We start from the raw sequence: 13,220 nt of genomic DNA, 5'->3' as shown, positions 1-13,220 counted from the left end.
GCGCAAGGGCTTTTGAGCCGTTTCCCATGCAAAAACACATGGCTCAATTGCTCCTAGAGAAACCCAGATTCAGTTTCTTTAATAAGGAAATTCAATGGGTTGATAGTCATTTGCATACGAACAAGGCATGTTCGGAACTAAGCTTTCAACTTCGTGATCGATATTTGGCCAGCATATGGCTCGCCACTGGGCTCGCGCGGAGCTCAGTTGGGTCAGCCGGCAACCGGATCCAAAATACCAGGGTGCAAAATCAAGACAGCGCTGCACGCGAGGGGCGAATTGAGTTAGGCAGATGTGAGCTTCACCCAACTTTCGTTTTGAGGATGCGCCGTGACGGTGATCGACTTCTCAGCCTTCATCGGACGGCTTGCCACCGCCTCCGGCGAAACCATCCTGCCGTTCTTCCGCACCTCGCTGTCGATCGACGACAAGAGCAAGACCAAGGAATTCGACCCCGTGACGGAAGCCGACCGCGCCGCTGAGGCGGTGATGCGGCGGCTGATCAAGGCGAGCTTCCCCCAGCACGGCATCGTCGGCGAGGAATTCGGCAATGAGCGCGAGGATGCAGACTATGTCTGGGTGCTCGACCCGATCGACGGCACGAAGTCCTTCATCGGCGGCTTTCCGATCTGGGGCACGCTGATCGCCCTGCTGCACAAGGGCAAGCCTGTCTACGGCATGATGCACCAGCCCTTCATCGGCGAGCGCTTTTCCGGCGACAACGGCTCGGCCAATTATAAGGGCCCCACCAGTGAGCGCCGGCTGCAGGTCCGCCGCTGCGCCTTGTTGTCGGAGGCGACGACCTACACCACCTCTCCCTTGCTGATGAACGAGCGCGACCGCGCCATTTTCGGCCGCATCGAGCAGGGGGCGCGGCTGTCGCGTTATGGCGGCGATTGCTATTCCTATTGCATGCTCGCGGCGGGCCATGTCGACCTCGTGGTCGAGACGGAGCTAAAGCCTTACGACATCGCAGCCCTGATCCCGATCGTCACCGGCGCCGGCGGCGTTGTCACCACCTGGGAAGGCAAGCCGGCCCAGGGCGGCGGTCGCATCGTCGCGGCCGGCGATGCACGTGTTCACGAAGAAGCGCTGAAGCTGCTCAACCAATAGCAGGCGCGAACGGGAGGCTTGCATGACCATCTCACGCAGGCTGCTCCTTGGGTTGTTCCTGCTGTTGCCGTCAGTGGCGGCGGCCCAGAAATTTCCCGCAAAGCCGATCAGGCTGATCGTGCCGTTCCCGGCTGGCGGCCCCAACGACATCATCGCCCGCGTCATCGGCCAGCGCATGTCGGAACTCTCAGGGCAACCCGTGCTGATCGACAATCGCGCCGGCCAAGGCGGCGTGCTCGGCACCGATGCGGTCGCCAAGGCCGCGCCCGACGGCTACACCGTCGCCATCTCCTCGGCCGGTGCACTCGCGATCAGCCCGAGCATGGAGAAGGTCGCCTACGACACCCTCAATGACCTGACGCCGGTGACGCTGGTCGCCACCGTGCCGGAAATGCTTGTGGTCGCGACCAACGTGCCGGCCAAGGACATCGGCGAATTGATTGCACTCGCCAAGGCGCAGCCGGGAAAGCTCAACTTCGCTTCCTCCGGCCCCGGCAGCCTGCCGCATCTCGCCGGCGAATTGTTCAAGCTGACCGCCAAAATCGACATCGTGCACGTGCCCTATCGCGGCGCGGCTCCGGCCGTGAACGACCTGCTGGGCCAGCAGGTCCAGATGACCTTCCTCGATCTTCCGGTGCTGCTGCCGCAGGTCAAGGCCGGCGCGCTCAAGCCGATCGCGATCGGCTCGGTGGAGCGCGCTCCGACCGCGCCTGACGTGCCGACCACGAAGGAGGCCGGCTTCCCCAATCTGCGCATCGAGAACTGGTACGGCATGGTCGCGCCGAAGGGCACGCCCAAGGAGATCGTCACTGATCTGCATGACCTCGCGACCAAGGCCATGGCGGATCCCGCGGTGAAGGAAAAGCTCGCCCAGCAGGGCGCCACGCTTGCCGGCGACGAGCCCGAGCATTTTCGCAAGTTCATCGCGGACGAGACCGCGAAATGGGCGAAGGTGATCAAGGACGCGGGGGTGGAGACCGCGAAGTAGGCAGCCCTGTTGCTATTCGTCATGGCCGGGCTTGTCCGGCCATGACGAGTTTGCCAAACCATCTCACACCGCCTCTGCCCTCAAATGCTCCACCAGCATCTTGGCCGGCCGCGGCAGCGCCTTGAAGCTGCGGGCGCAGATCACGAGCTTGCGGTTGGCCCAGGCATCGCGCAGGCGGACCATGGCGAGCGGCATCAGCCTGGCGCAGCGGCGGGCGGCAGCTTCAGGCACCAGGGCGACGCCGACATCGGCCGAGACCAGCTGGCAGATCGCATCGAAGTCGCGCAGGCGCGCGCGAAAATGCGGGCGCATGCCGAGCCTCGCGGCGTGCTTTGATATGTGCATCTGAAGCGCGGTGGCGCTGGTCAGTCCGACGAACTCGCACGCATTCGCCTCCTGGAAATCGATCTGGCGGCGGCCGACGAACGGGCCGCGCTTCGATGTCACCAGCGTCAATCGGTCCTCGCTGAACACGAAGCGCTCGATATGATCGGGCAGCGCGTGCTCGGCAGCAAAGCCGAGATCGGCAGCGCCTGCGGTGATCGCGGCCGCGATGTCGGTGCTCTCGCGCTCCTCGATATCGATGGCGACGTCGCGATGCTCGCGCAGGAAGCCGGCCAGCGCCTTCGGCAGATGCTCCGACAAGCCCGAGGTGTTGGCGAGGAAGTGCACGCTGGCGCGCAGGCCGCTGGCAAAGCCGGCGAGATCGCCGCGCATGGCGTCGACCTGGTGAATCACGAGCCTGGCATGATCGAGCAGGCTTTCGCCGGCCGCCGTCAGCTCGACGCCGCGACGCCCGCGCTTGAGCAGTGCAACGCCGAGCGCGTCCTCCAGACCCTTGATCCGCGCGCTGGCCGACGCCAAGGCCAGATGCGACCGCTCCGCGCCGCGGGTGATGCTGCGCTGGTCGGCGACCGCGATGAAGAGCTGGAGATCGACGAGGTCGAAACGCACGGGCTTTTCCTCCCCTATCAGCCTTCGTAACCAACGAAGGCTATCTCCGTAACCTCCAGATTGTGCCCGTGCGCCGCTTCGGTCAATGTGGCTGCATGATTGACCCGCTTCTCATCCTCATCGCCGCCGTCTTCCTGGTTGCCGGTTTCGTCAAGGGCGTCGTCGGGCTCGGCCTGCCGACTGTCTCTATGGGCCTGCTCGCGGTGAACATGGCGCCGAGCCGCGCGATCGCGATCGTGATCGTGCCCGCCATCGTCACCAACATCTGGCAGACCTTTGTCGGCCCGTACCTGCGCGACATCCTCAGACGCCTGTGGCCGCTGATGATCGGCACCGTGATCGGATGCTGGCTCAATGCCGGCGCCCTGACCGGGCCTTATGCCCGCTACGGCACTGTGGTGCTCGGCGTGCTGCTGATGGTCTACGCAATCATCGGCCTCAGCAAATTCAAGTTCCACGTCGCGCCTCGAAACGAGAAATGGGTCGGCGGCGTGGTCGGGGTCGTCACGGGCGTGATCTCGGCCTCGACGGGCGTGCAGGTGATCCCCTCGATGCCGTTCATGCAGGCGATCGGGATGGAGAAGGACGAGCTGGTGCAGGCGCTCGGCGTGTTCTTCACCACGGCAACGCTGGCGCTCGCCTTCAACCTGACGGCCGGCGGCTTGCTGACCTCAGCCAATGCCGTGCCCGGCGCGGTCGCCATGGCCATGGCCTTTGCGGGCATGTATGTCGGCCAGTCGGTGCGGCAGCGGATGCCGGCGGAAGCGTTCCGCCGCTGGTTCCTCGTCGCAATGATCCTGCTCGGCGTTTATCTCGCCGCCAGCGCGCTGCTGAAGGAGTTCGCCTGAGGCGGCTTACGACTTCGGCTCAAAGCCCGGCACCCATTTCTCGTGCTGGGGCAGGTCGTCCTGGATCGTCCACCACGGCGCGCACGACGAGGTGAAGACGTGGAGACGCGGCCGGACTTGCGGATCGTCGTCGAGCAGGCCGGCTGGGATGCTGACAGTCGGAAGATAGCTCGCCTTGCCAGGCGTCAGGCAGCCGCAGGTCTTGCAGCGGTGGCGGAAGCTCCCGGGCGCGGATTCGTAACGCGTCGTCATGTCTTCGCCCGCGACAAAGCGAAACTTGTCGGCATCGACATGGGCGTAGGTGGCGAAGGCCGCGCCGGTCAGCTTGCGGCAAGTGGTGCAGTGGCAGTGCGTCAGCGCACGCACGCGATCGATCTCGAAACGCACGGCGCCGCACAGACAGCTTCCACGAACCATCGAATCCTCCCCGCACGACCTTTCACGGGCCGACTGCATCCGTACCGATCATTCGTTCGAATGACCTACCGCGTCTCCAGCATGGCGACGCGGATGCCGAGATAGATGAAGAGGCCGCCGAGCGTCCGGTTGACCCAGGCGATCACGCCCTCGGACCGTCGCAGCCGGTGAGCCGCCCTGGCCGCGAACGCCGCCAGCACCAGGCACCACAGCGTGCCCGTGCAGATGAAGATCAGCCCGAGCGTCAGGAAGGCCAGCGGCTTGTGCGGCGCGTCCGCTGCGACGAATTGCGGCAGGAAGGCCAGGAAGAACAGCGCGACCTTGGGATTGAGCGCATTGGTGAAGACGCCCTGGAGGAACACCCGCCGCAGCGAACTCCGCTCCGCCTCGTCCTTGACCGCCAAAAGCTGCGGCCGCGACCACAGCATCTGAAGGCCGGTCAGGACCAGATAGGCCGCACCGACCAGTTTCAGGATCGAGAACGCGGTGGACGAGGCCATCAAAAGCGCCGAAAGGCCGATCGCCGCGCCAGCAACATGGAAAAAGCAGCCGCAACTGATGCCGATGGCTGCGGCAGCCCCGCCGCGCCAGCCCATCTGCATGCTGCGGCCGATCACATAGACCGTATCGGGCCCCGGCGTGATGTTGAGCAGCACGCCCGACAGGACGAAGAGCCAGATTTCATGAATGCCGAGCATCAGAAGGCTCCCGCCGCCCGGCCGGGCGGCTTCAAAGACTGGCCTTAGTTGGTTCGCACCCCGCCGTCCACCGCCGGAAACGCTTAGGATTTACGTCGAATTTGCAATGCGGATCATACTTTCGTTCGGCTCCATGTGCTCTATAAGGGCGCAGTTCTTGAAATGCGGGATTCGCGGCGACGGCCGGCTGGTGGCGTCCCGCCCCTTGGAGCTCCGAGGATATGGAAAGACGCCTGGCTGCCATCGTCTGCGCCGACGTCGCCGGCTATTCCCGGATGATGGGCAGTGACGAGGCTGGCACCCATGCCGCCTTCAAGGCCCATCGCAGCGCGATCCATCCCATCATCCTCAATCACGGCGGCCGCGTCGTCAAAAACACCGGCGACGGCTTCCTGCTGGAGTTTGCCTCCATCGTCGGCGCGGCGGAGGCCGCGATCGCGATGCAGGTGCTGATGGCGGAACGTAACCATCATCTGCCCGCCGACCGCACCATGCAGTTCCGGCTCGGGATCCATATGGGTGACGTGATCGCCGACGAGGACGAGGTGTTCGGTGACGATGTCAACATCGCCGTCCGTCTCGAATCGGTGGCGAGCCCCGGGGGCATCGCGATTTCGGCCAAGGCTTATAGCGAGGCCAGCAAGCATCTCACCGTGCCCTTGGTCGATGGCGGCAACCACCGCTTCAAGAACATCAAGGATCCGGTCGGGGTCTGGACCTGGACGCCCGACAGCGCGCCTCCGCTCGCGCCCGAGCTGAAGGAAGGCTCGACGCTCTCGCAAGCCTACCGCACGGCGATCGTCGGCGTGCTGCCCTTCGCCAATCTCAGCGACGCCCAGGACGAATATTTCTCCGACGGCCTGACCGAGGACCTGATCCACGCACTGTCGCTGCAGTCCTTCTATCGCGTGCTGAGCCGCAACTCGACCTTCCCCTTCAAGGGCAAGAACACAAGCACCCGCGTGATCGCCCGCGAGATCGACGCAACCTATCTGATTCAAGGCTCGGTCCGGCGCGCCGGCGCCAAGATCCGCGTCACCGCCGAGCTGATCGCGCCGGAGACCGGCGAGCAGCTCTGGACCGGCCGCTACGACCGCGACATCGGCGACCTGTTCGCGATGCAGGACGAGATCACGACCAACCTGTCCGCCGCCATCGCCACCGAGATCGTCCGGGCCGAGGCCTCGGCGCCCGCGCGCCCGACCAACGATATCACGGCCTGGGACCGCTTCCTGAAAGGCCTGTCGCATTACTACCGGCAGACCAAGGAAGACCTCGGCACCGCCGTCGCACTGTTCCGCGAGGCGATTGCGCTCGATCCCAAGCTGTCGATCGCGCATGCCTATCTTGCCACGATCCAGATCCAGAGCATCCAGTTCGGCTGGGTCAAGGGCACGCGCGAGATGTGGACTGAAGCGATGAGCCTTGCCGAAACCAGCGTACGGCTCGACCCGCGCTCCTCCTTTGCGTTCTCTATCCTGTCCTGGGCCCATGCGATGGAAGGCCATGACGAGGCGGCGATGGACGCCGCCAAGCGCGCCGTCGCCCTCAACCCCTACGACATGGGCGCGCGCGGCGTGCTCGGCATCTGCCACTTCGTGATCGGCGAGCACCGTCAGGCGATCGAGCTGTTCTCGATGGCAGCGCAACGCGACAACAGCGACCCGCGCTATCAATGGGCGGCGCTCAATGCCTTCAGCCACTATCTCCTCCGCCAGTATGATGCGACGCTGTCCTGGGCCCGCGAGCAGCTCTACATCAACCCGAACCATATGCAGGCCCTGGCGATCCGCGCCGCGGCGCTGGCGCAGATGGGCCGGACCGCCGAGGCGAGCGAGGCGACCTCCGTGCTGATGCGCAATTATCCGACCCTGAACGTCGACCGCCATTTGCGGAATTTTCACTGGAAGCGGCCAGAAGACATCGCGCATTACCGCGACGGGTTGCTGAAGGCGGGCGTACCGGCCAGCAAGCTCACCTTGGTCCAGAGCGACGTCAGACGCGCGGCCGAATCCTGACGACACTATCGTCCGGGGCAGATCCGGAGCGTGCGCTGCAGTCGCACCGCGGCGTTATTGACAGTGAAGCGAATTCAGCCACACTTCGTCACACCCTGAAGTAGCATAGCTTGCACCGCGTCCGCTGTCTGTTTGTTAGGACTTTCTGCGCTTGATCGGCGCGGCGCTTTTCACGATTCGTTTGTTTCAGGACTTTGCCGATGGATGATTCCCGCAAGAAACCCTTTGATCCTTCAATCGAAGTTTCTCCTGATAATCCCTGCCCTTTCCTGCGCGGCCTCGTCGGCGAAGGCTTTGTCGATGGCGGCACCGTGCCGCTGCGGACGCTGTCGCAGACCATCGCAAATGCAAGCGGCGAGACCAGGCTGATGAAGACCTCGGCCCGCATCCAGGTCCGCGGCGTCGCGCTGATCGCCAACGGCGCCTGCCACATCCTGCAGAGCATCTTCTGGGGCGCGCAGCTCAACCGGTTGCGCGGCGGCCCGCTCGACAAGCTCGGCGCCGGCTCGCGCATCCTCGGCGTCGACGGCAAGGTCGACGAGGACCAGATCACGCGGCTCGCAGGTTTCGGCAGCACCTATGCCGATCCCGCGGGCGGCAGCGAGACCGGCCTCAACGCCTCGCAGATCCGGACCTTCATGAACGACAATCTCAAGCGCGCCGGCAATCAGGCGCGCTGGTATTACCCGATCCTGATGAAGTTCGAATGGCCGGTCCTGCTCAGGATCATGGGCAAGGGACAGGGTGACGATCGCTATCTCAGCGTGGCCGAGGTGGGGACATTGTTCAACCAGCGCAAATTCCCTGAGAGGATCACCCAGCGGATGGTCGACCAGCCGGTCCGCCCGCCTTCGCTCATCTTGCGCGCTGCCGGCGGCCTCGTCGCCGCGCTGCTCGTTCTTGGCATCGTGGCGCTGCGCTTTCCCGACCAATTCCAGCCGATGCTGCCCGGCATCCTCGGGAATCTGGTGGCGCCGCCATTACCCAAGCTCGCCGAACCCCGCGCTGCGTACTGGCTCGAGCAAAACTGGGCGCTGGAAGACCGCCACTGGTTTCATCACGCGAGCCAGGGCACCGCGACCTTCCCGGTGCCCTATAGCTGGTTCATGGCGCTGGAGCAGCCGCGGCTGCATTTCTTCGCCAAGCCCGGGATGCTGCATGACAGCGACCATCTGCAGCGTTTCGGCTTCATCCCGAGCCCGCAGACGATCAACACCGATGAGGCCACGCTGCGCCGCTTCGGCTATGCCAATGTCTATGACAAGACCAAGCCGGTGCCGGCGCGGCTGTGGGATCCACCGGTCAACTGGGGCAAGCAGACTGAAAACGTCGATGGCCTGCCCGTCGGCTTTGCGCGCATGACCGGCGTGCCTGATCCCGCCACCGGCAAGATCGGCCAGGACCGGATCGGCCTCACCTGCGCCGCCTGCCACACCGGACAGATCCACTATAAGGGCATCGACATCAGGTTCGACGGCGGCCCGGCGATGACCGACCTCAGGAAGCTCGAGGTCACGACCGGCCTGTCGATCGCTTACACGCTCTATGTGCCGGGTCGCTTCAAGCGCTTTGCCGACCGTGTGCTCGGCCCCTCCGCCAGCGATGCGGACCGCGATGCATTGAAGCAGAAGCTGAGCGCCATCGGCACTTTCCTGGTCGACTGGGAGAAGACCTACGCGAAGACCATCGAGGGCAAGACGAGGTTCAACGAGAAGACCAAGCGGGAAGAGCCGCAGCAGGACACCGAAGAGGGGTATGGCCGCCTCGACGCGCTCAACCGCATCGGCAATCAGGTCTTCGCCCAGGACATGACGATCAGCGGCCTCAGCGGCTTCGAGAAGAACCTGCACGCCAAAGACGCGCCGGTCAGCTTCCCGCCGATCTGGACCGTGCCGTGGCTCAAATATGCGCAGTATGACGCCTCCATCGAGCAGCCGCTGATCCGCAACGCCGGCGAAGCGCTGGGTGTGACCGCTCTGCTCAATTTGTCCGACAGCGGCCCCAAGGACGCGCTGTTCCGCTCGTCGATGGACATCAAGAATCTGAACTGGATCGAGGACCTGCTGAAGGGATCGGCGCCCTATCCGAACAAGCAGCTGTCCGGACTGACGTCGCCGAAATGGCCCTCCGACATCTTCGGCGACGATGCCTGGAAGATCGATGGCGACCGCGTCAAACGCGGCCGCAAGCTCTACGCGGAGATCTGCGTCGAATGCCATCTCGGTCCGGTCAACGATCCCGTATTCGACGCCGAATTTCCTGATAAGAGCATCTGGGCCTCGGACCGCTGGCAGAGCATCGGCGACGACAAATTCCTGAACGAGGTGCAGAAGAGCGCCAAGGGCATGGGGACCGACCCCGCTCAGGCCGGTGTGCTGGCGACCCGCACGGTTCAGGTGCCCGGCTTTCTCAAGCTCGATCCCTCGCAGAAGCTCAACGCCTGGTGGGACTGCAAACTGCCTGACATGTCTTCAACCGACATGCCGTACGCGCTCGGCCTGATGGTGCTCGTCGACATCGTCAGCCGCAAGGCGATGGACGATGCCAAGATCGAGCCGAAGGTCCAGGATATATGGTGGGGCAAGCGCCAGGACTGCCCCAATCCCGGTCCGCAGCCGGCCGAGAAGAACGAGCCGGGCCCGTGGTATCGCGCGCGCCCGCTCAATGGCGTCTGGGCCACCGCGCCGTACCTGCACAACGGATCGGTGCCCTCGCTCTGGTGGATGCTGAGCCCCGCGGCCGAGCGCCCCAAATCATTCTGCCTGGGCGGTGGCCGCGACTACGATCCGAAGCAAGTCGGCTTTGCGGTCACCGACGGCGAGAGCTGCAAGACCGGACAGTCGCGCTTCTCGACGCGCGCCGCCGATGGCACCGAGCTGTTCGGCAACAGCAATGCCGGCCATTCGTTCGACGGCACGCCCGGCCCCGGCAAGGACGGCACCATCGGCCACGTGCTGAAGGAGCAGGAGCGCTACGATTTGATCGAGTATTTGAAGACGCTGTAGCTGCCTTATCTCTCCCCGCTTGCGGGGAGAGATCGGATTGCATCGAAGATGCAATCCGGGTGAGGGGGTACAGGTTTCTCAACCATCTCGCACGCGGAGAGAGCCCCTCACCCCAACCCTCTCCCCGTAAGAACGGGGCGAGGGAGCGCACCGCCTTCGCGGATGCCCCTCACTTGAACAGCGGCGTGCCGGGCACGAAGGCGTCGAACGCCGCCCAGAACTGGGAGCGGTAGCGGTCCTGCTCCTGGAGGATCTCGTGCTTGGAGCCGGCGATCACCAGATGCGAGCCGGCACGCAAATGGTAGGCGAACTCCTCGATCGCCGCGGTCGAGACCACGGCGTCGTTGGAGGCCGCCAACATCAGGATCGGCTGGCGGATCTCGGAGGGATAGTGGATGCCCTTGAAGGTGTGCATCGCGCGGAAGGCGGTGTCGGCCCAAGCCACCGTCGGCGATGCGAGGCCGAGCGTCGGGTCTTCCTCGAGGATCGCGGCGTTGCGCGCATAGCGCACGGGATCGCTGGTCAGCGGATTGTTGATGAAAGGTGACAGCCCGGTGATCTGATCACTGCCGCCGGGAACGTAGGCGCTGCCCCGCCCCATCATGCGCATCGTCTTCAGCAGCGCCCGCACCGGAAACGAGGTGGAGCGACCGGGCAGGTCGATCATCGGCGCCGACAGCACCATGCGATCGAACCAGCGCTTGCCGGCATGGGCGAGCCGCAAGAGCACCGCGCCGCCCATGGAATGGGCCAGCGCAAAGAACGGCGGCGGGCAATCCGGCAGCACGACCTGCTGCACGAAGGCTTCGACGTCGATCTCGTAATCGGCGAAGTTGCGGACATAGCCCTTGCGAGGATCGCGCAGGCGCCGCGCGGAGTGCCCCTGCCCGCGCCAGTCGACCATCGCCACCGCAAAGCCGCGGTCGCGCAAATCGCGCACCGTTTCGAAATATTTCTCGATCTGCTCGCTGCGCCCGGTGAAGACACAGACCGTGCCCTTGCGGTTCGCAGGCGGCGCCCAGCGCGCAAAGCGCAGCTCGACGCCATCTGATGTCTTGATGGTGCCGCTGACGACATCTTCAGGAACGGGGTTGGACGGGATTGAGACCAGCGTCATGATCGGGAGTGCTTGGGCGCCAAGTGCCGTACTCAAGTGCTGCAAACCAGGGGGCGGGAGCGCCGAAAAGGCGCCTGTTTCCGCCCTCTTGAACGCCGTCTGGACCCACCCATATCACCTCAGTGCAGGCCGCTACCAGTGTTTCGGAACCGGAACATCAGGCTGCACACAGACTAAAGCCCGGCCCGATTGGCGGGCGGGTTACCGAAAACAGTCGCTCAATGGAGGACTTGACCATGCGTACCTACGATCTCACCCCGTTCTATCGTTCCACCGTCGGCTTCGACCGCCTCTTCAACCTGCTCGACCAGGCAGGCTCTGACGGCAGCCCCGGTTATCCCCCCTACAATATCGAGCGCACCGGCGAGAACGCCTACCGCATCACCGTTGCGGTGTCCGGCTTCTCCAAGGACGAGCTCTCCATCGTCGCGAAGGAAAACACGCTGACGATCAAGGGCGAGAAAGTCGCCAATGAGAACTCGAAAGCCGAAGTGCTCTATCGCGGCATCGCCGCCCGCGCTTTCGAGCGCGCCTTCCAGCTTGCCGACTTCGTGCAGGTGAAGGACGCCTCGCTCGAGAACGGCCTGCTTCATGTCGACCTCGTGCGCGAGATCCCCGAAGCCAAGAAGCCGCGCCAGATCGCGATCAACACCGGCGCTGCCAAGGCGCAGGTGATCGAGAGCTCGGTCGCCGCGTAAAGCCGCCCGCGCATTTCCAAGTTGCGAAAACGCCCCGGTGCCCCGGGGCGTTTTTGTCGTCTGCTGTCGTCCTGGACGACAGCTTTTGCTCGATCGCCCGATTGAATTGATGCGCCGCATCACGGGCCGGTGAACCGACGTAACGCTAACGTCCCACACTCCGTATTTTTGTTGAACGAGCCTAAAACAAAACGGAGAACGACCATGACTTTCTGGCGCAGCCTTTTCGTCGCCGCGAGCCTGTTGACGGCGCCCATCAGCCTTGCCCATGCGCAGACGCCACAGACGGTGAAGGCCAAGAACGTCGTGTTGGTGCACGGCGCCTGGGCCGACGGCTCCAGCTGGTCGGAGGTGATCCCGATCCTGCAGGCCGCAGGCCTCAACGTCACTGCCGTGCAGAATCCGCTGGGCTCGCTCGCCGAGTCGGTCGAGGCGACCAAGCGTGTGCTGGCCGAGCAGGATGGTCCGACCGTGCTGGTCGCACACTCCTGGGGCGGCACCGTGATCAGTCAGGTCGGCACTGATCCCAAGGTCACCGGCCTCGTCTACATCGCCGCACGCGCGCCCGACGCCAACGAGGATTTCGTCGCGCTGTCGAAGCAGTTTCCCACAGGCCCCGCGCGCGCCGGCATCGTCGAGCGCGACGGCTACACCAAGCTTTCTGAGGATGCCTTCCTGAAATATTTCGCCAACGGCGTTGCGCCTGAGCGCGCCAAGGAGCTCTACGCCGTGCAATGGCCGACCGCCGCCTCGATCTTCGCCGGCCGCACCACCGAGGCCGCCTGGCACACCAAGCCGAGCTGGTACGCGGTGTCGAAGAACGACGGCACCATCAATCCCGATCTCGAACGCTTCCTCGCCAAGCGGATGAACGCAACGACCATCGAGCTCGACGCCGGCCACCTCTCGCTGGTGTCGCATCCGAAGGAGGTGGCGAATTTGATCCTGGAGGCGGCGGGCTATCCGCGGAGCTGAGCGGCGATCGCTGCGATGAAAAAGGCGCCTGAACACTCAGGCGCCTTTTGTTTTGCTCCACTGTCGTCCTGGCGAAAGCCAAGACGACAGCGAGTGCGTGGCGCGAGCGCGAGTTAAACGCGCATCGCTAATCCAGTCCCTGCGCGGCAGGCATCTCCTGCGTCGGCAAGATCGTCGGAGCCGGCTTGGCCTGGCCGACGGTTGGTGCTGTGGCTTGTGGCGCGGCCTCGGCAGGCTTGGGCTGCGCGGCGGCGGTCTGCTGTGCCGGCGGGGCCTGCTCGACAGGCTTGGCAGCTGCCACCGGCGTCTCGGCCCGCTGCGGCGCCGCCTTCGGCAGCGGGACAGTCCGGCTGGCGACGTGCGGGATCGACGCCGGCGGGCGCGGCGGG

11 protein-coding genes and 1 pseudogene are annotated in these 13,220 nt (G+C 64.6%); 7 read left to right on the top strand and 5 right to left on the bottom strand.

The window, feature by feature from the left end; all coding sequences use genetic code 11:
* Nucleotides 1-330: 330 nt before the first annotated feature.
* The gene (gene hisN / locus Q0687_RS35125) at nucleotides 331-1,113 is read left to right on the top strand and encodes a histidinol-phosphatase (RefSeq protein WP_298887494.1); all 783 of its coding nucleotides are present in this window, start codon (nucleotides 331-333) and stop codon (nucleotides 1,111-1,113) included.
* Between the two features lie 22 nt (nucleotides 1,114-1,135).
* Entirely contained in the window at nucleotides 1,136-2,101 is a 966-nt protein-coding gene (locus Q0687_RS35120) for a tripartite tricarboxylate transporter substrate binding protein (protein WP_298887492.1), read from the top strand.
* 63 nt (nucleotides 2,102-2,164) lie between these two features.
* Here Q0687_RS35120 and Q0687_RS35115 read toward each other — a convergent pair whose 3' ends face one another.
* The gene (locus Q0687_RS35115; RefSeq protein ID WP_298887489.1) at nucleotides 2,165-3,055 is read right to left on the bottom strand and encodes a LysR substrate-binding domain-containing protein; all 891 of its coding nucleotides are present in this window, start codon (nucleotides 3,053-3,055) and stop codon (nucleotides 2,165-2,167) included.
* Nucleotides 3,056-3,150: 95 nt separating this feature from the next.
* On the opposite strand from Q0687_RS35115, the gene Q0687_RS35110 reads away from it, so the two are divergent.
* Entirely contained in the window at nucleotides 3,151-3,903 is a 753-nt protein-coding gene (locus Q0687_RS35110; RefSeq protein WP_298887486.1) for a sulfite exporter TauE/SafE family protein, read from the top strand.
* 6 nt (nucleotides 3,904-3,909) lie between these two features.
* Here Q0687_RS35110 and Q0687_RS35105 read toward each other — a convergent pair whose 3' ends face one another.
* Together Q0687_RS35105 and Q0687_RS35100 are read right to left on the bottom strand one after the other, a co-directional pair.
* The gene (locus Q0687_RS35105; protein WP_298887483.1) at nucleotides 3,910-4,320 is read right to left on the bottom strand and encodes a GFA family protein; all 411 of its coding nucleotides are present in this window, start codon (nucleotides 4,318-4,320) and stop codon (nucleotides 3,910-3,912) included.
* A gap of 65 nt (nucleotides 4,321-4,385) precedes the next feature.
* Nucleotides 4,386-5,018 (bottom strand): LysE family translocator, encoded by a 633-nt coding sequence (locus Q0687_RS35100; protein ID WP_298887480.1) that lies wholly within the window; start codon nucleotides 5,016-5,018, stop codon nucleotides 4,386-4,388.
* A 221-nt stretch (nucleotides 5,019-5,239) separates the two neighbouring features.
* Here Q0687_RS35100 and Q0687_RS35095 point away from each other — a divergent pair, with 221 nt between their 5' ends.
* Nucleotides 5,240-7,036 carry an adenylate/guanylate cyclase domain-containing protein gene (locus Q0687_RS35095; protein ID WP_298887477.1) on the top strand — a complete coding sequence of 599 codons (1,797 nt, stop codon included), beginning with the start codon at nucleotides 5,240-5,242 and terminating at the stop codon, nucleotides 7,034-7,036.
* A gap of 200 nt (nucleotides 7,037-7,236) precedes the next feature.
* Nucleotides 7,237-10,041: a di-heme-cytochrome C peroxidase gene (locus Q0687_RS35090; protein WP_298887474.1), complete on the top strand. Its 2,805-nt coding sequence runs from the start codon at nucleotides 7,237-7,239 to the stop codon at nucleotides 10,039-10,041.
* A 169-nt stretch (nucleotides 10,042-10,210) separates the two neighbouring features.
* Here the strand turns inward: Q0687_RS35090 and Q0687_RS35085 are convergent, their stop codons facing one another.
* Entirely contained in the window at nucleotides 10,211-11,158 is a 948-nt protein-coding gene (locus Q0687_RS35085; RefSeq protein ID WP_298887471.1) for an alpha/beta hydrolase, read from the bottom strand.
* A gap of 236 nt (nucleotides 11,159-11,394) precedes the next feature.
* Here Q0687_RS35085 and Q0687_RS35080 point away from each other — a divergent pair, with 236 nt between their 5' ends.
* Together Q0687_RS35080 and Q0687_RS35075 are read left to right on the top strand one after the other, a co-directional pair.
* Entirely contained in the window at nucleotides 11,395-11,856 is a 462-nt protein-coding gene (locus Q0687_RS35080; protein WP_298887468.1) for an Hsp20 family protein, read from the top strand.
* Between the two features lie 204 nt (nucleotides 11,857-12,060).
* On the top strand, nucleotides 12,061-12,831 hold the full coding sequence (locus Q0687_RS35075) for an alpha/beta hydrolase (RefSeq protein ID WP_298887466.1): 771 nt from the start codon (nucleotides 12,061-12,063) through the stop codon (nucleotides 12,829-12,831).
* Between the two features lie 127 nt (nucleotides 12,832-12,958).
* Here the strand turns inward: Q0687_RS35075 and Q0687_RS35070 are convergent.
* Nucleotides 12,959-13,220: pseudogene (locus Q0687_RS35070) on the bottom strand (hypothetical protein); the annotation flags it as partial.

The organism is uncultured Bradyrhizobium sp., from assembly GCF_936928535.1.
GTDB lineage: Bacteria > Pseudomonadota > Alphaproteobacteria > Rhizobiales > Xanthobacteraceae > Bradyrhizobium.
This window is presented reverse-complemented; position numbering and strand designations above follow the sequence as displayed.